Annotated in this window: 14 protein-coding genes; 8 read left to right on the forward strand and 6 right to left on the reverse strand. The window is 66.5% G+C overall.

Features of this window, described 5'->3' with window-relative positions; genetic code table 11:
- Positions 1-717: 717 nt before the first annotated feature.
- The 6 genes from N4261_RS10130 to N4261_RS10155 all read left to right on the forward strand — a co-directional run bounded on the left by N4261_RS10130 (position 718) and on the right by N4261_RS10155 (position 11014).
- Entirely contained in the window at positions 718-2097 is a 1380-nt protein-coding gene (locus tag N4261_RS10130) for a TIGR03013 family XrtA/PEP-CTERM system glycosyltransferase (RefSeq protein ID WP_261760028.1), read from the forward strand.
- Positions 2098-2162: 65 nt separating this feature from the next.
- Entirely contained in the window at positions 2163-4382 is a 2220-nt protein-coding gene (prsK, locus tag N4261_RS10135; protein WP_261760029.1) for an XrtA/PEP-CTERM system histidine kinase PrsK, read from the forward strand.
- Positions 4379-5740, forward strand: a complete 1362-nt coding sequence (prsR, locus tag N4261_RS10140) for a PEP-CTERM-box response regulator transcription factor (RefSeq protein WP_261760030.1) — start codon at positions 4379-4381, stop codon at positions 5738-5740. Before prsK ends, prsR begins: the two co-directional genes overlap by 4 nt.
- A 136-nt stretch (positions 5741-5876) precedes the next feature.
- On the forward strand, positions 5877-8768 hold the full coding sequence (prsT, locus tag N4261_RS10145; RefSeq protein WP_261760031.1) for an XrtA/PEP-CTERM system TPR-repeat protein PrsT: 2892 nt from the start codon (positions 5877-5879) through the stop codon (positions 8766-8768).
- A gap of 46 nt (positions 8769-8814) precedes the next feature.
- Positions 8815-10116 (forward strand): GNAT family N-acetyltransferase, encoded by a 1302-nt coding sequence (locus tag N4261_RS10150; protein WP_261760032.1) that lies wholly within the window; start codon positions 8815-8817, stop codon positions 10114-10116.
- A 76-nt stretch (positions 10117-10192) separates the two neighbouring features.
- Positions 10193-11014, forward strand: a complete 822-nt coding sequence (locus N4261_RS10155; RefSeq protein WP_261760033.1) for a S1 family peptidase — start codon at positions 10193-10195, stop codon at positions 11012-11014.
- Positions 11015-11143: 129 nt separating this feature from the next.
- On the opposite strand, the gene N4261_RS26045 is transcribed toward N4261_RS10155, so the two are convergent.
- A complete protein-coding gene (locus N4261_RS26045; RefSeq protein ID WP_290428857.1) occupies positions 11144-12727 on the reverse strand; it encodes a methyl-accepting chemotaxis protein in 1584 nt (527 codons plus the stop codon).
- A 416-nt stretch (positions 12728-13143) separates the two neighbouring features.
- Here N4261_RS26045 and N4261_RS10170 point away from each other — a divergent pair, with 416 nt between their 5' ends.
- Positions 13144-13800: a hypothetical protein gene (locus N4261_RS10170; protein ID WP_261760034.1), complete on the forward strand. Its 657-nt coding sequence runs from the start codon at positions 13144-13146 to the stop codon at positions 13798-13800.
- 99 nt (positions 13801-13899) lie between these two features.
- Here N4261_RS10170 and N4261_RS10175 read toward each other — a convergent pair whose 3' ends face one another.
- Positions 13900-14259, reverse strand: a complete 360-nt coding sequence (locus N4261_RS10175) for a hypothetical protein (protein ID WP_261760035.1) — start codon at positions 14257-14259, stop codon at positions 13900-13902.
- A 236-nt stretch (positions 14260-14495) separates the two neighbouring features.
- Between N4261_RS10175 and N4261_RS10180 the strand changes: the two genes are divergently transcribed.
- Positions 14496-15371: a hypothetical protein gene (locus N4261_RS10180; RefSeq protein ID WP_261760036.1), complete on the forward strand. Its 876-nt coding sequence runs from the start codon at positions 14496-14498 to the stop codon at positions 15369-15371.
- 62 nt (positions 15372-15433) lie between these two features.
- Here N4261_RS10180 and N4261_RS10185 read toward each other — a convergent pair whose 3' ends face one another.
- From N4261_RS10185 to N4261_RS10200, 4 genes are all read right to left on the reverse strand, one after another.
- Complete coding sequence (locus N4261_RS10185; protein WP_261760037.1) at positions 15434-16423, reverse strand: hypothetical protein; 990 nt, start codon at positions 16421-16423, stop codon at positions 15434-15436.
- Between the two features lie 137 nt (positions 16424-16560).
- Positions 16561-17301, reverse strand: a complete 741-nt coding sequence (locus N4261_RS10190; RefSeq protein ID WP_261760038.1) for a DUF5672 family protein — start codon at positions 17299-17301, stop codon at positions 16561-16563.
- A 19-nt stretch (positions 17302-17320) separates the two neighbouring features.
- On the reverse strand, positions 17321-18478 hold the full coding sequence (locus tag N4261_RS10195; protein WP_261760039.1) for a glycosyltransferase family 4 protein: 1158 nt from the start codon (positions 18476-18478) through the stop codon (positions 17321-17323).
- 234 nt (positions 18479-18712) lie between these two features.
- The gene (locus N4261_RS10200; RefSeq protein ID WP_261760040.1) at positions 18713-23188 is read right to left on the reverse strand and encodes an SPM autocatalytic domain-containing protein; all 4476 of its coding nucleotides are present in this window, start codon (positions 23186-23188) and stop codon (positions 18713-18715) included.
- Positions 23189-23307 lie beyond the last annotated feature (119 nt).

Genomic DNA, 23307 nt, shown 5'->3' on the forward strand with positions numbered 1-23307 from the left:
GTCGACCGGTTGATCGCTGAACGCTGAACGCTGAACGCTGAACGCTGAACGCTGAACGCTGAACGCCGCGCCCATCGCGGCATCGGCATGGCGATCAGCGGTGTGCGGCGGCAGCATCCCACGGATGTCGCCGCCGCAGATCTGCAAGCCGCTGCATGCGGTGGGGTCGCCATCGGTGACTGTCTGTCATCGATGGTGGCTGTCGGTGACCAACGTTCGACATCTCGAGCGATTTTTCGGTGCTCCAGCCCCTCCACGCCCACCGCCCGGTGGGCGTTTTTCATGGCGGTTTCCCTCTGAGGCAAGGGCTTGCACACCTGCCGACCGACCCGACATGACTTTTGTCGCAAATGTCCCCATATCGTGGGATCACCCCCCTCAGGTGCGTGCATTCCCGACGCTGCACACCACAAAGCATTCAGTCAGGGGGTTTGCGTCCTGGCCCCACTGCAGACAATGGCCTCCGTCATGCCGCCAATGGGTCAATTCGGGCACTCGTTGGACGGTGGGCGCCGCCGGTCGAATCCAGACCGGAGTGCAGGCGTAGGGCCCCTCCAAACGGGGGGCTTTCAAGGCCAGGGGTGGGAGGCATCATGCCCCCCGCACCCGCGTCGCCAGGTGGTCATGCCTGGGGCAGGCCGACGCTGCAGTCCGGAGTTCAGCCCGGCGGTCGACACCAGCATCCAGTGGATGCCCTGACCTGCTTTGGGGACTGGCATGATTCGAATATTTAATCATTACCTTCATCGTCGCACCCTGATCCAGGTGTTGTTCGACCTGGGGTTGATCGTGGCGGCGGTGTTTGCAGTGGCGCTGAGCCAAGGCAGCAGCGAGCACATGGTGACCTTCGCGGCGTCGTATGGCCTGTCGCTGGCCGGCGGGATGTTCGTCATCAACTCCGCCTCGGGCCTCTATTCCCAATCCCACAAGCGCTCGCTGACGCAGTCCTGCGCCCGCGCGCTGTTTGCGCTGCTGATCGGCCTGCCGTTGGCCTACGGCCTGTTCAGCCTGATCCCCGCCACCGTCTCCCACCGCGACCTGCTGACCACCACCGCGATGCTGGCCGTCGCCCTGGTGATGGTGCACCGCGTCTACGCCGCCCATTCCGGCGCGCAGGCCAGCGGCCGCAGCAAGATCCTGATCTTCGGCACCGGCCATGCGGCCCTCGCGGTGAGCGACAGCCTGCGCGCTGCCGATCCGCATGCCCACATCGTCGGCTTCCTGCCGGGTCCCAACGAGGTCGATCCGCAGGTGCCGTCCCATCAACTGATTCCCGCCGGTGAATCGCTGACCGATGCGGCCATGCGCCTGGGCGTGGACGAGATCGTGGTGGCGCTGTCCGAGCGCCGCGGCGGCAGCATGCCACTGCGCCAGTTGCTGGATTGCAAGCTCTACGGCATCCGCGTGGTCGACCTGGCCACCTACTTCGAGAAGACCCTGGCGCAGATCAAGATCAGCCATGTCCACGCGGGCTGGTTGATCTTCGGCGACGGCTTCAACCAGGGCGTGCTGCGCAGTGCCGTCAAGCGGGTGTTCGATCTGGTGTCGTCGTTGGTGCTGTTGGTGCTGTCGGCGCCGGTGATGCTGGTGACCGCGGTGCTGATCAAGCTGGAATCGCCCGGCTCGATCTTCTACACCCAGGAGCGGGTGGGCCTGAACGGCGCGACCTTCAAGGTGATCAAGTTCCGCAGCATGCGCAACGACGCCGAGAAAGATGGTCGTCCGCAGTGGGCCACCAAGAACGATGCCCGCGTGACCCGCGTCGGCAACATCATCCGCAAGGTGCGCATCGACGAGCTGCCGCAGCTGATCAACGTGCTGCGTGGCGAGATGAGCATGGTGGGGCCGCGTCCGGAGCGTCCGTTCTTCGTCGATGAGCTGGTCGCGCAGATTCCCTACTACGCGGTGCGTCACAGCGTGAAGCCGGGCGTGACCGGCTGGGCGCAGGTGCGCTACGAATACGGTTCGACCATCGAGGACTCGCTGGAGAAGCTCCAGTACGACCTCTACTACGTCAAGAACCACACCCTGTTCCTCGATCTGCTGATCATGCTGGAGACGGTGGCCGTGGTGCTGACCGGCCGGGGGGCGCGCTGAGCGCAACGCTGGAGCGCCGCGCTCCCGGATCCCTCGTCGCGGCCCCCAGGTCCCCACGCTGAGTGATGTGGGAATCCTCAAACACCTTGGGCGCGGCCTCGGGCGCGCTGGCGGTGCTGGCTCATCTGATGCTGGCGGTCGCGGTGTTGCCGCAATTCGGCCAGCATCGTCGCCGAGCCGTTCGCCTGGAAGTGGCGCTGCTGCTCAGCGCCCTGTGGGCCGGGCTGGATGCCGCCGTGCAGATCGGCTGGCTGGGCGAGCGCCACTGGCCCGCCCAGGTGCTGCTGCCGGTGTGCGATGCGCTGCGCTACGGCGCCTGGTTTGCCTTCATCCTCGCGCTGATGGAGGCCCGACCCACGCCCGCAGGTGAGGGCGCCGTCCTCGCATCCCCCGACTCGCTGCCGGCCGATCACGCCGCCACCCTGGCCCGTCCTGCGCGCGCCTCGGGCGTGGCCCGGCCGCTGCAATTGCTGGCCTGGGCCGGCGTGGCGCTGGCGGTGGCGTTGCCGCTGTGGCGTTATTGGGGCGACACGCCGCTGTTCGTGCTGCAGCGTCCGCTGGCGATGGCCTGGCTGGGGCTGGGTGTCTTCGGTCTGGTGCTGCTGGAGCAGATGCTGCGCAACATCGACCGCGATGCCCGCTGGAATGCCAAGCCGGTCTGCCTGGGCCTGGGCGCGATCTTCGTGTTCGATGTGTTCGTGTTCTCGCAGGCCTCGCTGTTCCAGCAGTTCGACGGCGATGCGCTGAGCGTGCGCGCCGCCGTCCACAGCCTGGCGGTGCCGCTGCTGTGGCTGGCCAGTCGCCGCCACAAGAAGTGGCTCGACAAGCTGCATGTCTCGCGCGCGGCGGCCTTTCATTCGGCCACGCTGCTGATCGTCGGCATCTACCTGATGGGCGTGTCGGGCCTGGGCTACTACGTGCGCTACACCGGTGGCGAGTGGGGCCGGGCGCTGCAGCAGGTGCTGCTGGTCGTCGGCGTGCTGGCGCTGTTGCTGATGGCCTTGTCCGGCTCGCTGCGCGCGAAGCTGCGGGTCTACATCAGCAAGAATTTCTTCAGCTACCGCTACGACTACCGGCAGGAATGGCTGCGCTTCACCGCGATGCTGTCGGCCAGCGCCTCGACGGCGCAATTGGGCGAGTCGGTCATCCTGGGGCTGGCGAATCTGGTGGAGAGTCCCGCAGGCGCCCTCTGGTTGCGCCGCGCCGCCGGTGACGAGGACTATCAGCAGGCCGCCCGCTGGAACCTCAACGAGCTGCGTGAGCCGTTGCGACCGGACGTGGCCCTGAAGCACTGGCTGGTGGAACGCGGCTGGATCATTGACCTCGACGAGTGGCGCCGCAGCCCCGAGGTGTATGAGCATGTCGCCTTGCCGGTGGCCCTGGTGGACGACGCCCGCCATTGGCTGGTGGTGCCGCTGCTCAACGGCGGCGCCCTGATCGGCTGGGTGGTGCTGGCCCAGCCGCGCACGCCGCTGGAGCTCAACTGGGAAGTGCGTGACCTGCTGCGCACCGCTGCCCAGCAAGCGGCCAGCTACCTGGCCCAGATGCAGGCCGCCGAGGCCTTGCTGGAGGCGCGCAAGTTCGAGGCCTTCAACCGCATGTCGGCCTTCGTGGTGCATGACCTCAAGAACATCGTCACCCAGCTCTCGCTGATGATGAAGAACGCCAAGCGGCTGCGCGACAACCCCGAGTTCCAGCAGGACATGCTGGACACGGTGGAGAACTCGCTCGAGAAGATGCGCCAGCTGATGCTTCAGCTGCGCGAGGGCGAGAAGCCGCATCACGGCAGCGCGGGCGGCGTGGCGATCGGTCCGATCGCGCGGCGCCTGGCGGCGGCCGCGCAAAGCAAGGGCCGCACGCTGACGCTCGAGCTGCTGGCGGAGGTCAGTGCGCGCGGGCATGAGGAACGCATCGAACGGGTGCTCGGCCATGTGGTCCAGAACGCCTTGGATGCCACCCCGATTGAGGGACAGGTGCGGCTGCGTTTGCGCCGTGTGGGCAGCCATGCGCAGGTCGAAGTGGAGGATACTGGTTGCGGCATGACGCAAGCCTTCATGGACCAGCGGCTCTTCAAGCCCTTCCAGACCACCAAGGCCGCCGGCATGGGGATCGGGGCCTACGAGAGCTATCAGTACCTGCAGGAACTTGGAGGAAAGATCAACGTGGAGAGCGCGCCCGGACAAGGCACGCAGGTGCGAATCCTGCTGCCGCTGTTTTTTGCCGGTTCAGGACCCGACGGCAGCCATGACCAGGCGGCCGATGCCAGCCTGATGGAGACGCGATGAGTGCGCAGCCCCCGTCGCTGATGATCGTCGAGGACGATCTCGCCCTTCAAAAGCAGCTGAAGTGGTCGATGGATCGTTTCGAATCCGTCACCGCCGATGACCTGGCCTCCGCCGTGCTGCAGTTCCGCCGTCACAAGCCGGCGGTGGTCACCATGGACCTGGGCCTGCCGCCTGACCAGGACTCGGTCTCCGAAGGCTTCAAGCTGCTGGAAAAGCTCATCGAGTTGGAGCCGGCCACCAAGGTCATCGTGCTGACCGGCCAGAACGATCAGAACAATGCGCTGCGAGCGATTCGCCTGGGCGCCTACGATTTCCTCGCCAAGCCGGTCGACCCCGACATGCTGGTGCTGACCGTCGAGCGTGCCTTGCGGCTGCATGAACTGCAGCAGGAGAACCAGCGGCTGCTCGACCAGCAGGACGGCGAGCCCGCCGGCAAGCTGCTGACCCGTGACCCGCAGATGCTGCGGCTGTGCCGCACCATCGAGCGCGTGGCCAGCAGCGATGCGACCGTGCTGCTGCTGGGCGAGAGCGGCACCGGCAAGGAAGTGCTGGCGCAGACGCTGCACGATGCCTCCAAGCGCAAGGGCCGCTTCGTGGCCATCAACTGCGCGGCCATTCCGGAAGCGCTGCTGGAAAGCGAGCTCTTCGGTTATGAGCGCGGCGCCTTCACTGGTGCCACCAAGACCACCGTCGGCAAGATCGAGACGGCCAACGGCGGCACCCTGATGCTCGATGAAATCGGCGACCTGCCGATGCCGCTGCAGGCCAAGCTGCTGCGCTTCCTGCAGGAGCGCAACATCGAGCGGCTGGGCGGGCGGCAGGAGATTGCCGTGGATGTGCGCATCGTCGGTGCCACCCACCAGGATCTGAAGGCCAAGATCGCCCAGGGTCTGTTCCGCGAGGACCTCTACTACCGCCTGGCCGAGATCGTGGTGGACATCCCGCCGCTGCGCGACCGCATCGGGGATGCGGTGCTGCTGTCGCATGCCTTCCTGCGGCGCTTCTGCGCAGAGCAGCGCCGATCCATCCTGCGCCTGAGCGACGAGGCGATCCGCAGCGTCGAAGCCCATCGCTGGCCCGGCAATGTGCGTGAGCTGCAGAACCTGATGAAGCGCGCTTCCATCATGGCCGACGGCGACCGCATCACGCCCGAGGACCTCGGACTGCCCAGCCCGGAGACCACCCCGGCCGACCAGAACGACCTGGACCTTCGCACCGTGCGCGAGCGCGCCGAGCGACAGGCCGTGGTGGCCGCTCTGGCCCGCACCGATGGCAACATCGCCAAGGCGTCTGATCTGCTGGGTGTGAGCCGTCCCACGCTTTACGATCTGATGAATCGCCTGGGCATCAAGACCTGAGCGGGCCGCCGATGCGACGGGGTCGTCCGCTCGACGTCGCCGTCGAATCTCGCGGCTGGACCCCACCGCTTCAGCTCGCCGCTCCGGCCACCCGTTTCATCCTCCGGTTCCACCGATCCTTTCCCGAGAGAGCTTCATGTCCCGAGACCGCAAGACTGGCATCGCACCGCTGACCTTCCGTTCCTCGCACCGGTCCCGCCGGACGGCGGGGGCCACCGGTGCGCGGGGCCGCCTCGCACAGAGCGCCGTGGCGATGGCGCTTGGCGCTTCGCTGCTGCTGGCAGGCTGCTTCGGCGAATCGGCCCAGGATCTGCTCAAGTCGGCCCGCACGCATCTGGACCAGAAGGATCCGAAGGCCGCGATCATCCAGTTGAAGAACGCGCTGCAGAAGGATGAGTCGCTGTCCGAAGCGCGTTTCCTGCTCGCCCGTGCGCTGCTGGACGCCGGTGATGTGTCCGGCGCCGCGATCGAGGCGGAGAAGGCCCAGTCCCAAGGCTACAAGGGCGATGCCCTGGTGGCGCTGCAGGCGCGCCTGCTGCTGCTGCAAGGCAAGGTCGATGAGGTGATTGCGCAGTACGGCAGCCGTCATCTCGCCAGCCTGCCGGACGAGGCCGATCTGCAGGCCGCGCTGGTCGGCGCCTACGTGGCCCGCCAGAAGCTGGCCGAGGCCCGCGTCGCCGCCGACGCCGCGTTGAAGGCCGCACCGGACAGCGTCAACGTGCGCCTGCTCAATGTGCGACTGCTGACGAGCGAGGGCAAGCTGCCCGAGGCGCGTGCCAGCCTCGATCAATTGCTGGCCCAGTCGCCGAACTCCGGCGAGGCCTGGCAGCTCAAGGGTGAGTTGCAGGCGCTGGCCGAGGTGCCGACGGCCGAGGTGGTGGAGAGCTTCCGCAAGGCCATCTCGCTGGACAAGCGGCTGGTGGGTGCGCATTCGGGCTTGATCAATACGCTGATGACGTCCGGCGACAAGGCGGCCGCCAAGGAGGCCGTCGCGGCCATGAAGACCGCCGTGCCGCAGCATGCGCAGACCTTCTACTACGCGTCCGTGTTCGCCCTGGAAGGCGGCCAGCTGAAGGAGGCGACCGAGCTCTCGCAATCGCTGCTCAAGATCGCGCCCAACAGCGACCGCGCCCAGTTCCTGGCCGCGCGCGTCGCCCAGGCCAACGGCGACCTGCGCCAGGCCGAATCGCTGTTTGCCAAGGTGCTGCAGAGCTCGCCCGAATCGACCCAGGCCCGCCTGGCGTTGGCGCAGGCCCAACTGCGCGGCGGGGATGCCGATCAGGCCATGACCACGCTGCAGCCCGCGCTCGAGGCGAAGGCCGGCGTACCGCCGGAAGCCTTGTCGCTCGCGGCCGAGATCCGTCTCAAGCAGGGCCGCAGTGACGAGTCCGAAAGCTTCCTGGCCCGCGCCGCCGAGGCCAATCCGAACGATGTGCGCAGCCGGGTCGGACTGGCACTCGGCCAGGTCAAGAAGGGCCAGGAAGCGCAAGGCATGGCGGACCTGCGCAAGCTGTCCGCAGAGGACAAGGGCGTTTCGGCCGATCTGGCGCTGATCAGCGTGCTGATGCGCAAGAAGGACTGGGATGGCGCCGGCAAGGCCATCGATGCCCTGGATGCCAAGCAGCCCAAGAGCGCGATGGCGCCGGAGCTGCGGGGCCGGGTGGCGCTGGCGCGCGGGGATCGCGCCGGGGCTCGCACCCAGTTCGAGGACGCCCTCAAGCGCGAGCCCGCCGCGCTGGCTGCCGCCAACAACCTGGCGGCGATGGATGTGCAGGACAAGAAGCCGGAAGACGCTTCCAAGCGTTACGACGTCGTCCTCAAGGCCGACCCCAAGAACCTGCGCGCCCACATGGCGCAGATCGGCCTGCGGCTCAACCACAAGCTGGCCACGCCCGATGAGTCCATCAAGCGACTGACCGAGCTGACCCGCGCCCATCCCGAATCGCCGGCACCTCGCCTGGCGCTGATCGGCCTGCTGGTGGAGAAGCCCGACCTCAAGCAGGCCCTGAGCGTGGCGCAGGAGGGCGTGACCCGCGATCCGGATTCGCCGGAGCTGCTGGATGTGCTGGGCCAGGTGCAACTGGCCAGCGGCGATCGTCAGCAGGCCGTGGCCTCCTTCAACAAGATCGCGACCCAGCAGCCGCGCTCGCCGCTGGGCCCGCTGCGCCTGGCCGACCTGCACATCCAGGGCGGTGACCGCGACCAGGCGGCGGCCGCGCTCAAGCGCGCGCAGGCCGTGGCCCCGGGCGATGCGCAACTTGCCGAAAAGGTCACTGCAAAAGCGTTGCTGATCCAGCGTCCTGATGTGGCCCAGGTGGCGGCCAAGGGCCTGCAGACGGCTCGCCCCAACTTCGGCCTGGGCTGGAAGCTGGAAGGCGACATCGCCCGCTCGCGCAAGGACTGGCCCGCTGCGCTGGCGGCCTACCGCAAGGCGGAGCAGGTGTCGCAGGCCGCCGGAGCCACCGTGCCCGCGACCGAGCTGGCGGTGGCGCTGCACAGCGTGCTGGTCGAATCCGGAAAGACCGACGAGGCCAAGGCCTATGGCAACGCCTGGCTGGCCAAGCACCGGCAGGACACCGTCTTCCTCCATCACCTGGGCGACGTCGCGGTGAACAAGGGCCAATATGCCCAGGCGGAGCAGTACTACCAGAGCGTGCTGAACGGTGCGCCGGACAACGCCGCCGCGATCAACAACATCGCCTGGGTCAAATTGCGGACTGGCAAGCCGGATGAGGCGTTGAAGCTGGCCGAACGCGCCAATCAATTGCGTCCGCAGGTGCCCACCTACCTGGACACGCTGGCGGAAGTGCTGGCGGCCAAGGGCCAGACGGACCGGGCCATCACCGTGCAGCAGGATGCGGTGAAGCAGGCACCCGGTGTGCCAGCCTATCGACTGCGTCTGGCCCAGCTGTATGTGGCCGGCGGCAAGAAGACCGAAGCCAAGGCGGAACTCCAGCGCCTGGCCGATCTGGGACCGAAGTTCGAGCAACAAGCCGAGGTGCAGAAACTGCAGGCCGCGATCCGCTGACACGGACCCGCGTTCCGCGGTCGACCGCACCCGAAGGGAGACGGTCATGACCCAAATTCGTCGCTCCAGCATTCGCAAGCGACTGCATCAGGCGCTGCGCCTGATGTTCTCGCGTTTGCCGCGTCCGTTGCGGTTCGGCGTTTATCGGCGCATGGCCGATTGCGATCCCGCGCCCAGCGAGCGGCTGGAACTCAAGGTCGCGGAAACGCAGGAGGAGCTCGACGCCTGCTTCCGCATCCTGCACGACGCCTACGTCGGCAGCGGCTTCATGAAGCCGGACCCCAGCGGCCTGCGGGTCACGATCTACCACGCCCTTCCCACCACCACCACGCTCTGCGCCAAGTACGACGGTGTGGTGGTCGGCACGATTTCGATGGTGCGCGAGGGCGTGTTCGGCTTCCCGCTGCAATCGGTCTTCGATCTGGAAGGCGTGCGGGCCAAGGGCGGCAAGATTGCGGAGATTTCCGCGCTGGCGGTGGCGCCGGCCTTCCGCAAGACCGGCGGGGCGATCCTGTTCCCGCTGATGAAGTTCATGCACCAGTACTGCACCGAGTACTTCGACACCCGGCATCTGGTCATCGCGGTCAATCCCGACAAGATCGAACTCTACGAAGCGCTGCTGTTCTTCACCCGGCTGCGGGAACAGACGGTGGCCAACTACGACTTCGCCAACGGTGCACCCGCCGTGGGCGCGACGCTGGACCTGCAGGATGCCGACCGGCTGTTCGAACGTGGCTACCGCGGCCGGCCGGCTCACAAGAACCTGCACACCTACTTCTTCCGTCACCGGCTGCCCAACATCAAGCTGCCGGAGCGCCGCTATCACACCACCAATGATCCGGTCATGACGCCGGCGTTGCTGGACCACTTCTTCAACCAGGTGGTGCCGGTGTTCCCGCAGCTCAGCGACCGGCAGAAGGCCTTGCTGTGGTCGGTTTACCGTCAGGTGGAATTCCGCCATGTGCTGCCGATGCTCACCGGTGGCGAGGACGTGGGCCGGGCGCTGCGGCAGTACCCACGTTATTCGATTCGCTGCCCGGGCTTCATCGACCTGCCATCGGCCCACGACGGCCCCGCACTGGGGCATGTGACGCTGGACGTCATCGAAGTGTCCGCCCAGGGTTTCCAGGCCGAGTGCAAGCTGCCGCTGCCGCTGCAGATCGACGGCCACGTCGAGATCCAGCTGGGCCACAGCGAGACCTCGCACCTGACCGCGCGCGCGGTGCGCCGCAGAGACACCGACGAAGGGGTGTTCTATGGTTTCCGCATCGACGAGCCGGATCGCAACTGGCGCAGCTTTGTCTCCGCACTGGAGATGGGCCAGACCGCGCGCGACCTGGCGGCCTGAGCGGCCTGAGCGCCCATGACGGGCATCGCACCGGAACGGTGTCATCCAAGACCCAGGACAAGGAACGAGACGATCGATGAATGAATTGAGTGTGAGCCCCTCTCCCGACCCTATCGCGCGGCGGCAACTGCTGGCGCTGGGGGCTGCGGCGCTGCTGCCGACGGGCCTGCGGGCGCAGGAAATGTCCAACACGCTGCCGGACCTGATCGACAAGAGTCGACAGGCGGTGGTGGCGGTCGGGACCTACAGCGCGACCGACAGCCCGCGCTTCGGCTTTCGCGGCACCGGCTTTGTGGTGGGCGACGGCAAGCTGATCGTCACCTGCTCGCATGTGATTCCGAATCCGCTGGAGAAGGAGCTGGCGATCCAGGTGCCGGGCAGCGGCAATGCCTCGGGCGCGCCGCAGTTGCGGCCGGTGAAGCTGCGCCGTCGTGACACGCTGCATGACCTGGCGGTGCTGGAACTGGTGGACGACAAGCCGCTGGTGGCCACGCTGTCGCTGGCGCCGCTGGATGAAGGCCAGCCGGTGGTGCGCGAGGGCAGTGCGGTGGCGTTGATGGGTTATCCGCTGGGCACCGCGCTGGGCGTGTCGCTGGCGACGCACCGCGGCATCGTGGCCTCGATCACCAAGGCGGCGCTGCCGGCGCCGACCTCGGGCAGCCTGTCCGAGCGCGCGATCCGGCAGTTGCGGGAGGGGCAGGTCGAGTTCCTGCAGCTCGACATGACCGCCTACCCGGGCAACAGCGGCGGCCCGCTGCTGGAGATCCGCACCGGCAAGGTGGTGGGCATCGTCAACATGGTGGCGCTCAAGGGCACCCGCGAATCGGCGCTGAGCGCGCCCAGCGGCATCACCTATGCGGTGCCGGTGAAGTATCTGGTGCCGTTGCTGGCGCCGTAGGGTGGGGCAGGGCGGGAGGGCGCCCGCCGCCAGTACCCTTCGATCAGGTCGGACGACGCCGGGAGACAGCGAGAGACAGCGAGAGACAGCGGGAGACGGCGAACGACGCCGAACCTAGCCGTTCGATCCTCAGCCGTGCACCAGGCCGCCGGTCTCCCGCACCTTGAACCGAGAGATCGTCTCGGCCAGGGTCTGCGCCTGTTGACGCAGGCTCTCGGCTGCGGCGGCGCTCTGCTCGACCAAGGCGGCGTTTTGCTGTGTGCCGCGGTCGATGGCGGCCACGGCCGCATTGACCTGGACGATGCCGGTGCTCTGCTGTTCGGTGGAGGCGTTGATCTCGCCCATCAGGTCGGTGACGTGGCGCACCTGCGTCATGATCGAACCCATCGTCCGGCCAGCCTCCTGCACCAGTTGGCCGCCCGCATCCACCTTGGAGACGCTGTCGGTGATCAGGGCCTTGATTTCGCGGGCGGCGGTGGCGGAGCGTTGCGCCAGGGCGCGCACTTCGCCAGCCACGACTGCGAAACCGCGACCCTGTTCACCGGCACGTGCGGCTTCGACCGCCGCATTCAGCGCCAGGATGTTGGTCTGGAAGGCGATGCCGTCGATGGTGCCGATGATGTCGTGGATGCGGCGGCTGGAGCCGTTGATTTCCTCCATCGTCGAGATCACCCGGTTCACCACATCACCACCCTGACCGGCCACCTGGGCCGCCACCGAGGCGAGGTCGGTCGCCTTGCGTGAGGACTCGGCGTTGTGCTGCACCGTCTCGGTCATGTGCGCCATGGAGGAGGCGGTCTGCTGCAGGGCGCTGGCTTGCGTCTCGGTGCGGCTCGACAGATCCTGGTTGCCCATGGCGATCTCGTTCGAGGCGGTCGCGATGCCGTCTGCGGCCTGGCGCACGTTGCTGACCATCGACGACAGATTGCCGCTCATGGCCTTGAGCGCGGCCAGCAACTGGCTCAGCTCATCCCGGCCGGTGACATCGATCTCGGCACGGAGGTCGCCTTCGGCCACCGCTTCGGCCAGTCGGATGGCGCGTTGCAGCGGGGCATTGACGGAACGGCTGATGGCCCAGCCCAGCACGGCGGCCAGCACGGCGGCCAGGGAGGCCATGCCCAGGAGCGTCCACCGGTCGTTGGCGAACAGGCGGGCCGCCTCGGCGCTTTCTTCGCGGGCGCGTTGGTCCTCGTATCCGATGTAGTCAGCGGTCGCCGCCAGCAGGCTGGCCAGCAGCGGACGGCATTCGTTGTTCATCTTGGTGATGGCGGCGTCGCGTTGGCCGTCAGCCGCCATGGCCACGATGGACAGCGCCACCGCGCCGTACTTCTCTTCGATCGCGTCGACCCTGGCAAAGAGCTCGCGGTCCTTCGCCGTGGCGCCGCGCCCGTCAGCCAGGTCCTTCTGCAACTGTGCCAGCGAGTCCTTCACCTTCTGGTGCGCCTTCTTGACGGCGTCCAGTTCCATGGTGCGGTCTTCCGGTGTCATGACCAACACCAGATTGCGGGCTGCGATGGCTCGAGACTTGGCGGCAGTCTCCAGTGTGCTGACCAGACGCTCGCGCTGGGCCACGCCATCGAGGTAGCCCTCAAATCGGTGATTCGCATGGCTCAGCCAGAGCAACGCTGCGCCCGAAATGATGGCCACGATCACGGCCATCAGGCCGAACCCAAGCCACAGTTTGGTCTTGACCTTGAGTGCTGAGAGCTTCATGCGTTTCCCCTGCGAGATGCCGAGGGATGACCGCTCATCCCCGCGGTAGCGGTCTGCCCGCCAACCTGTGTTCATCTTCGGTACGGATCGTTCGAAATTCAATTCGTGTTCCGCGTGGGCCAACGTGCGGTGTGACTGAACTCGATGTGAGGCGATGCCTCACATCCCTGTCGGCATTCGTGAATTTGCCTGGGAGCGCACGAGCGCGTGGACATGGCGCCACTGGAATCAGGGGCAATGAGACGCTTCAGGGATTTCCCATGATTGCCCGGCGACGGTGGGCTCCCTAGAGTCGATCGACAGAAACAGCTCGGTGGCACCTCGCTGGCGGGGCCTGCCATGACAGTGCTGCATCGGCGTCATGGCGGTGATTCGCATGAAGGCTGCGGCCAGACGACCCGGCGGGAGGGACGGATTTGATTCGTAGTCGATCCTGGCATGGCATCGGCCTGCCGATGCTGCTTATGCTGGGCGAGGGCGCTGCCGCGCAGGTGGCCGCGCCGACGATCGCGACGGCGCGTCTTGCGGCCACCAGCGAGGTCGAGGCCCCCTCCATGGCCGCGACCTCGTGGCCATCGGCGACGATGCCTGTTGTCGACGAACCTGGTCCGCCATCGCCCGCTTCGCCTTCGCGGGATGGGGCGACGCTGGGCCTGCACCTGGTCAGCTATCACAGCGGTCCGCAGGAGCGGGTGACGACGCTCTATGTCGATCAGGACGGGCGGGTGGTGGACCAGAGCACCCGCACGACACGCTTCAACGGCTTCAATCCGGGCGTCTATTACCGCTTCGAGAATCAGGCGCAGGTCGGCCTCTACTACAACAGTGTCAGACGCTGGACCGTCTACGGCGGTTACCTGGCCACCTCGCCGCGCTGGCCACTGCTCGGCTTGTTTCTGGGCGCGGCCAGCGGCTACACGGTGCATCGCCGGGCCCGCGCGATCGTGCCGATCGTGGCGCCCAGCGTCCGTCTGCCGATGGGCAGCGACGTCCAGGCCAACCTCAGTTGGTATCCCGATATCGGGCGGTATGCCGTGCAGGCGTTTCACCTGTCGGTGGAGCGGCGGTTTTGATAGGGCGCTGGGTTCGATGATGGGCTGGTGGTCCGGCGACCGATGTGAGACCTGGCTGGCCTATCGACGTCATCGAGGCGGATCAGTTCGGCGCGGGGTTCACCAAGTTTCGAGGATGGAAACGCTGATGCGAGGGCGGATCTTGAGCCGAATCTCGCGTGGTCGCCGGTTGTCATCGAAAACAGAGCAGCAGAACCATTCCAGGCCGTTGACCCGTTCGAGATACCAGTTTCCGACCATCACGCAGCTGGCCGCGATGACCACCTCGTCAGCGTGTGACCATTCCATCTGCCAGTACTGGTCGTGATTGGAGAATTCGACGACCAATTTATCGTCCCCATTGATGATTTCAAATTTGAGGCCGAAGATCCAGCCGCGCGGATGTTCCCATACCGGCTCGCATTCGAAAAATACGACGTAGTCGAGACGGTCTGGGTTTGGGGTAAGGGTGTCGAGCATGATTGCTAAAATTCGCTTTGGCCGTGTCAGGTTATTCATTGAGACTTTCGAGAAAGCATAGCGAGAAGGTCCGCAGATTCTCAATTCATGTTTGCCCTTGGCTTAAGTTTGCGGTCCTATGGCTTATGGAGGGGTGGCGAGCCATGAACGAGGAAATTCACATGGGCGGCGTCATTCCCAAGGTCCATTGGAAAAGATTGACGTAACATCCGGCGGTGCGATGATCCCCGGCTTTAATGGAGAAGCGTCTGAACCTGAAAAGCTTTATTCGACGAGTCGCCGCCTTCGTGGTTCCGACATTGATATTGATTTCGATTGCCATCGTTGCATGGTTTTCTCAGCGAGAGCAACGGGAACCGTTAGAAGCTGAGATGGCCACGGCGCCAATGAAGACGAGCGGAATCCACGATCCAGACATCGTTAGGGCAAGAGAACAGGCATTACCTATCAACGCGTCGAAATCGACTACAGAGGCCCGCCGGGTTCCACCTCCGTTGCAAACCATCGAACCCAAACTTGAAGAAGTTGAATACGCCTTCAAGCACTTTGAGGAGCAGCTTCAGAAGGCGCGGACCGGCGACGTGTCCGCCATCGTGAATCTGAATGCCGCGCTTCGTATGTGCGACGAGAAGAGTGAAGAAGAACGTGGCTACCGGCCGCCTGAATGTGCGTGGCTACCCATCAAAGGCCTGCAGGCGCGTGTGAGCCTGTTGGACGAGTTCGCGCGAGCCGAGAAGGCTTCGCCACAGGTCAAGGCAATGCTCGCGGGGCAACTGCTGTCAAACGCAGAAAAGGTGCCCGAGTTGCTGGCCGGCAAAAACATCTTTACCGACGAACAACTGCGTCGCCATGTCGAAGCGCTGGCCACCTCCGCCCTGGAGGCAGGAAACCGCGAAGCGGCATTGCTGCTGTCGGGGATTCATCGCTATGGCAGAGCCGGCCCGCGCGACCTCTCCAAGGCGTATGGCTATGCGTTGGTCGCTGCCGAACTGAATGCACGCATACAGCCGGACACGCTGGATTCGCTCAGGAAGTACCTCAGCCCATATGAGATCAATCAGGCCGAAGCTCTTCGCGATTCGTTCTTTCGGAGCGGCTCAGACGCACGCTGATCGGGGTTCATAAGGTGAGGCGCAAAGCAGTGATGCGCCGATGGGCCATTGGGGAGGACCCCTCACGCCCCCAGCGCGTGCGCCAACCCGGCCACTTCCCGCTCGAAGATCATCCGCTCCCGCAGCACCGCTTGCTGCGCAGGCCGCGACAGTTCCAGATAGAGCGGGTATTGCTGCAGCAGCTGACTCGCGCCGGCGAACACCTGGTCCACCGCATCCGGTTTGAAGTAGCACTCCTCCGGCAGCGCGTAGTCGCGCGCAGCGCCCACATCCAGCGCAAAGACGCAGCAATCGCGCATCAGCGCCTCACGGGCCAGGCGGTCCTTCCCCGGGAACGTACCCAGGTCGATGAACAGTCGGCTTCGGTCCAGCGCCTCGTAGACCTGCGACCGCGTCAGCCCGCGGATCAGGCGCACCTTGACTCCGCAGTCGCGCTCCAGGCGCGCCGCAATCGCGCCGACGTCATAGACCACCTTGTGGTTGGCATTGAGCGCGATGTCGGTCTTGGGCAGCGTGGACGCAACCTCCACCTTGCCGGGCGTGTAGTCCGACAACGGCAGCGTGCGCCGGCAACCCAGCGCCCGGATCACGTCATGCGCATAGCCCGATTGATAGGTGTGCAGCACCCGCTCGCTGCGCAAGGTGTTGAGGTTGACCTTCTGCACCGACAAATACTCGAAGGCGTTGTCGATGCTCAGCCACCAGACCATGGGACTGCAATGCGGGAAGTAGCGCACCCAGTGCACATAGGTCTCGGCAAACACCACGCAGGTGTCCGCATTCATCACGATCTGCTCGGCCAGCACGGTCTGGTATTTCTCGTAATCCGCCACCGTGTTCGGGCGTGGCTGCAGGCGCAGCGCCGTGTTGGCGCCCAGCCCGTTGTGGCGGTAAAGCTCGTCGATCGCCGGCAGGTCGCTCGGCAGCACATACCAAACCCGCGCATCGTGCCCCTGGCGGATCAGCGCGTCGGAGAGCTGGTGCAGCGCCTCCGGGCCGCCGGTCTGCACGCCGTGCGGGATGAGGATGATGATCTGCTTGTTCGATGTCATGTCAGGCCTCGTAGGCAGCGCAATGCGGGGTGGCGTCGGTCGGGTGCGGTCGATCGCGTCGGATGCGTCGGGGGGCTATGGGGTCGGTCGGACAGGTCGGCGGAATCAGCACCATGTTCCGTTTCGCAGGGGGCAACTCACGCCAGTGCGGCCAGGCGCGCCTGCAGCCGTTGAGCAGCCTCGGCGGACACCGCTTGCAGACCGGGCAGCAGGAAGTTGCTGCGCGACTTGATGATGCGGTCGGACAGATGGTCCACCAGGAACTCCGGCATCTCGCGATAGACCGACGGCAGGTGGAAGATGCCGTGGAATCCGAAGGTCGGGTAGGGCACCGCCGGAAACTCCACCGAGAAATGCGAGGCAATGGCCTTGGGCGCGAACCGGCAGCCCAGCCGCTCCAGGGTGTCACGCATGCGGCGGCAGATGAACAGGTCTTCCGCCTCGCTGGGGTCGTCGTAGTCGAGGGCGGCCACCGCCTGCACCAGCCGCTTGGAGCGCCAGGAGAAGCCGCCGTTGCCGACCTCATGGCGCTCGTAGTTGGGCCAGGGCGCGCCGATGTAGTCGTAATGCAGGAAGTGCGGCGAGAACTGGTCCGGATTGAGCACGAAGCCGTCGTACTGGATCACGAGCACATGGTCGGCGCTGAGGTGCTTGGCCAGCTCCTGGGTGATCAGCAGGTTGTAGTCCCGGATGGAGGTCAGCGTCGGCACCGGAATCACCGGCAGGCCGGGCCACAAGGCGGGCTGGTCCGAATAGATCAGCACCTGCGAGATCGGCAGCCCCTGCTGCTCCATCACGCGCAGGGTGTGGGTCAGCGCCTGCCGGGCCAGCACATGCAGATCGGTATCGACGATGGCGACCGCCAGGTTGGGCTTCATCAAGGCTCCTTGTCGGTGCTCAGAGCAGGTCCAGCAACTGCCGGGTCACCGTGCCCCAGGAGAAGCGTTCAGCCAGCCGCAGGCGAGCTGCCTCGCGGCGCACCGGCGGCGGCAGCCGCTGCTCGACGACCTGCAGCATGGCCTCCCGCAGGTCCTCCAGATCCGGCACCACGAAGGCGCCGCCCACCGGTTGCGGCGCGTCCGCGGCGGTCCCCGGCCGGGTGTGCAGTCGATGGCAGAGTTCGGGCGGGGTGAAGTCGTCGGTGGCGCCGCCGCCGCTGACGATCACATGGGTGCCGCAGCCCATCGCCTCCAGCACCGGCAGGTTGAAGCCTTCGGCACGGTAGGGCGAGACATACGCATCCGACAGCGCATACAGCGACCGGATCTGCGGCAGGTTCAAGCTGGTGGAGAGCACCGAGATCCCGTCACGCACCTGCGCGGCACCGATCTGCGGCGCGCGGGCCGCCATTTCGGCGAACACCCGTTCCACCGTGATGCCGTACAGGCCTTGGTGGTCCTTCAGGATCAGGCGCACCGGCAGGCCGGCCAACCGCAGTTCGGCAAAAGCCAGCAGCAGCAGGTCGATGCCCTTGTTCCAGGTCGCCACGCCCACATTGGTGAACACCGTCTCATGCGGCTGGATGTTCAACGCGAGCCGGGCTTGCTGACGCTGCTCCTCGGTCATCGGCAGAAAGGTGTCGGTCTTGTAGCCGTGCGGCACGACCCGCACCTTCTCAGGATCGAAGCCGTAGTCCACCAGCCGGGCCTGGGACCAGCGGGTCGGTGTGATGACGAGGTCATCGCCCTGAGTCAACGCGGACGGCGCCAGCCCGGGTGGATCGAAGCTCTTCTCCGACAAGCCGAATTCGGTGACGACAAAGGTCGCAGTGCGCCGCGCGCTGCCGGGCGTGCCGGCACGGACCGGGGAGGCGATGCGCAGGCACACATCCATGACCTGGTCGCCGGGGTCGGGCAGGCTTTCGATGACCGCGCGTTCCTCGGGCGAGAAGCCGGCATCGAGCTTGCTGCGGTCCCAGTGCGGCATGAAGAAGGGCGCGTCGCGGTGGAACAGCTGGAAGCGCGCGTCCTTCACCATCTCCAGGATCTGGTTCTGATTGACCATCGCGATGGAGTGGTTCACCCCTCGCCAGCCCTCGATGCACAGTGTTTTCAACGCATGTCCCTTTGGTGGCGGCCACGCTCCGCGGACGGGCCATGACCAATCATCGGCGAATTGTGTCGCCGCAGGGAAACGGGGCATGCCTCGATAAGGGATGCTCCAGGCGTTCAACTCCGCAGGAAGGGCACCCGCGTCGACCCGGATGACGACGGCGCGACGTCCATCCGATCAGCGCCGAGCGACCCCAGGCGGACCGGTGCAGCGCCGAGCCGCGCCGATCAGCGCCGATCAGATCAGCGGCGCAGCGGCGTCTTCGCCTTCCTGGCGCTTGAGCGCGCTGAGCAGGCTGTGGTGCACATGGCCGGTGTCTGTGCTGGCACTGGCACCGGCACTGGACGTCGAGGCACTGCTGACCGCGGGGGCCGTGACGCCCTCGGACAGCAGTCCACCCGCATCGGTCGACTTGGGCGAGGCCAGCACCTCGGCGGCACTGGGCAGCGAGGCGGTGTGCGGGGCGTCCGAACTCGCCTTGGCGAACCAGACATCCGCCATCTCATGGGTCTTGCCGTCCGCGGTCTTGTAGCCCGAGATCAGTCCCAGCAGGTTGCCGTTGTCCTGCGCGGTGCCCGCCTTGGCATTGAGGTCCAGCTCGACGATGCCCAGCGAGGCCAGGCTCACCAGCTCACCCCCATCGGTCTTGCCGTTGCCGTTGGCATCGGCCCAGATCCGCAGCTCGCCAAAGGCGGCGTCGGCGGCATTGAGGCGGTGGTCATGGTTGGCGTCCAGCGCGGCCATCGCCTCATAGCCGTGGGCGGCATGCTGGCCGTTCGCCAGCACGGTGCCGGTGCCGAAGAGCTCGGTGCCGTTGTTGATCAGCCCGTCGCCATTGATGTCGCGTGCCAGCAGGCCGTTGCCCTGGGCCATCCAGCCCCACTGCTGGGTCTGGCCGGTGCCGTTCAGATCGAACAGCACGCCGTTCTGCGCCGAGACGGTGGACAGCCCGTGACCGTCCAAGTTGAGCATGATGGGCGTGGCGAGGAACAGTGCATCCAGCTGCTGACCGCTCATCGCCTGGATGGCATCGGAGCTGAAGGCCAGCACCTGGTTCATGTTCAGCGCGGTCAGGTCGCGCGTCTCCAGACCGATCACCGCGTCGCTGGTGATGGCATGGATCTGGTCGATCGTCAGCGCCCGCGCCTGGTCGCGGGTCAGCGCGGCCAGTTCGTCGCTGGACAGGGTGGCAAAGCCCTCGGACGAGATCGAGGCCAGTTGCGCCGTGGTCAGCGACATCACTTGCCGGCTGTCCAGCGCCATGATCGCGTCGGTGTTCATCGCCGCCAGTTGCTCGGTGTGCAGGCCACGCAGCACCGTGGTGCTGATGCCGTGGATCTGATCCGCGCCGAGCGCGGCGAAGACGTCGGTGCTCAGGCCGTTGAGGGCGGCGGTGCCCAGCCCGCGGAAGGCGGCGGAGCTGAGTGCGGCGAAGTCCTCGGTGGCGAAACCGGTCAGCTGCGTCACCGTCATCTCGGCGAGCTGGGTGCTCATCATCAGATGGATCTGGTCGGTGTTGAGCGCGGCAAAGTCGCCGGCCTCCATCACCCGGATCGCCCGCACCGGCAGCAGCGCGACGTCCTGCGCATCCAGCGCCGCGATCTGGTCGCCGGTCCAGGCCAGCACCTGCACATTGGTGAGGGCCGAGACCTGGGCGGTGTTCAGCGCCGCGATCTGGTCGGTGTGCATCGCTGCGGCTTGCTGGTAGGTCAGCGAGGCGACCTGGTTCGGCGTCAGGGCCTGGATCTGGGTCAGGCTGAGCAGACCGATCTGATCGCTCGTCAGGCCGCGCAGCGCCGTGGTGTGCAGCACGGCCAGGTCCTGGGTCTCGATGCCGGCGAGCTGGGTGGCGTCCAGCAAGGCGAGCTGCGAAGACCGCAAGGCCGCGAACTGCAGGGTGCTCATCGCCTCGAGTTCGTCCGGGGCCATGGCCGCGATCTGCAGCGACGTGAGCGCGGCGATCTGGCGCGGGGAGAGCAGCGCGATCTGGCCCGCATCGAGCGAGCCGAACTGGTCGCTGCTCATGCCCAGCACGGCAGCGCTGTTGAGCTTGGCAAGCTGGTCGCCACTGAGGCGATCGAGCTGGTCGGCGCTCAAGCCGCTGAGCTGCTTGGAGGTGAGGGTGGCCAGCTGCGCATCGGTCAGCGACGCCACACTGTCGCCGCTCAAGGCGCCGAGCTGCGACGAGCTCCAGCCCAGGATCGCCCGGGTGCTCACCGCGGCGACGTCCACCGCCTCCAGGTTGGCGATCTGGTCGGTCGTCAGGGCGCCGATCTGCCGCGAGGACAGCACCGCGTACTGCGCCGTGTTCATCGCATTCAGGTCGGCCTGCGACCAGGTCGCGAGCTGGTGGGTCGTCAGCGCGGCGACCTGGTTGGTGCGCATCGCATCGATCTGCGAATCCACCAGCGCATTGAGCTGCGTGCTGGTGAACGCCTGCAAGGCGAGCACGCTCAGGCCGCGCACACCGTCGCTGGACAGCGCATCGATCTGGTCCGGCGTCATGGCTGCGACCTGGCCGGTGCTGAGCTGGGCCGTCTGGCTGCTGCCGAAGGCGCCGAACTGGTCGCGACTGAGCTGGCTGATCTGGCCAGAGCCCAACGCCGCCAGGAAGCCCGGCTTGATCGCCGCCAGCAGCTCGGGCGCGAGTTGGCCGATCTCGTTGGAAGCAATGGCGGCCAACTGGAAGGAGCTCAACGCACTGAACTGGGCCGTGCCCAGCGCATTGAAGTTCTCATGATCCAGGCTGCGGATCTGGGCGGTCGTCAGCGCCACGATCTGGCTGGTGCGCATGGCCGTGAGCGCGCCGGCGCCCAGGGCATCCAACTGGTCGGCCGTCAGGCCGCGGATGGCCACGGTGTTGATGGCCTGCAGCGCGTCGGTGGTCAGCACCTGCAGTTGGTCGGGACGCAGCGCGGCCACCTGGCCGGCGTTGAGCACCGTGGCCTGCGCGCTGCTGATGGCGCCGACCATGACGACGTCCAGCGCCTGGATCTGGGCGGTGCTGAGCGAACGGATCACCGTGCCGGACAGCGCACCGAAGTCCTCGGTCTGCAGCAGCGACACCTGATCGGTGGTGAGCCCCCGGAACTGCGCGGAACTGAAGGCAGCGAACTGGCCGGTGGTCAGGCTGTTGAGGTCTTCCGGCGTGAGTGCCGCCAGTTGCGCGGTGGTTAGCGCGCGGATCTGGTTGCTGGTCAGCGCGATCAGCTGGTCGCTGCCCAGCAGGTCCAGTTGCTCGGTCGACAAGCCGGCAATCACCCGGGTGGACAGGGCCTGGATCGCGCTGGTGCTCAGCGAGATCAGTTGATCCGAACTGAGGTTCTGCAGCTGCTGCGTGGTCAGCGCGCCGGTCTGGCTGCTGCTCAGGGCCGCCAACTGGGCGGTGTCCAGGGCCGCCAGTTGGCCTGGCGTGAGTCCCCTGAGCGCGACGCTGCTGAGCGCGGCCAGGTCCTCGGTATCCAGCGAACGAATCTGGTCGATCGACAGGGCCGCCACCTGCTTGGAGGTGAGGGCGGCGATCTGCAGGGTGCTCAGCGCGGCCAGGTCGTCGGTGTCGAAAGCCGCCAGCTGACGGGTGCTGAGGGTGCTGATCTGGTTGGTGCGCAGCGCGCCGAGCTGCTCGCTGTCCATCGCGGCCAGCACCTCGGGCTTCAGGCCCGCCAGGGCCGAGCTGCTGAGGGCGCGCAGTTCGTCGGTGCTGAACGAAGGAAGTTGCTCGCTGTGCAGGCCGACCAACTGGGTGGAGGTCAGGCTGGCGACCTGACGGCTGGTCAACGCATCCAGCTGCTCGGAGCTGAGGGCCGCGAGCTGGGTGGAGGCGATCGCCCGCAGACCCTTGGTGCCGATGGCGGCGAGGTCCTCGCCCTCCAGGGCGCTGATCTGGGCGGTGCTGAGCGCCTTGATCTGCAGCGTGCCGACGGCGGCCATCTGCTCGGTGCTCAGCGCGGCCAGGGTGTCGGTGGCCAGGGTGCGGAACTGCTGGCTGCTGAGCGCAGCCACCTGCTTCGATTCCAGCGCGACGATGGTGTCGGAGCTGAGGTGGCTGACGGCCGTCGTGGTCAGGTTGCGCACCGCCTGGGTGCTGAGCGACTGCAGGGACTCGCTGGCCATCGCATTGAGCTGCGCGGCGGTGAGGCCCTTGCTCTGGCTGCCGCTGAGCGTGGCGATCTGCGAGGTGCCCAGCACATTGAGCTGGTCGGTCGAGAGCGCGGCGATCTGCACCGTGTTCATCGCCTTGACCTGGCTGGTGCTCAGCGCGGCGACTTCGTCCAGCGCCAGCAGGCCGATCTGGGCGCTGCCCAGGCCGCGGACCTGGATGGAGCTCAGCGCCTGGATCTGGGTGCTGTCCAGCGCGGCGAACTGGTCGCTGTCCATGCGGCGCAGCCGGTCCACCGTCAGCGCCGGGATCTGGGTGGTGGTCAGGGCATGGATCTGGTCGCTGGTCAGGACCGCCAGCGAGGCGGTGGTGAGGGTGCGCAGCGCGCCGGTGTTCAGCGCCTGGATGTCGGTCAGCTCCATGGCCGAGAGCTGTCCGGACGCCAGGTAGTTGAGCTGGCGCGCGGTCAGCGCGGACACCTGCACCGGGGTCAGCGCCACCACCTGCTCGGCACTGAGCAGCGCCCACTGCCCACCGCTGAGCGTGGCGAGCTGGGCGGTGGTCAGTTCAGCGATCTGCTCGGGCGTGAGCGCGGTGACGTCGAAGGTGGCCATGCGGGGTTGCCGGGGAACGATCTGGAATCGAAGACCAAGGCGCGATCGGGGCCCTGTGCGGATTGTCGGCCGGCAGGGCGGTTCCCCGTGCGTGAAAAATGCACAGCCGCGAAGCGTTG

The organism is Roseateles amylovorans (genome assembly GCF_025398155.2).
GTDB lineage: Bacteria > Pseudomonadota > Gammaproteobacteria > Burkholderiales > Burkholderiaceae_C > Roseateles > Roseateles amylovorans.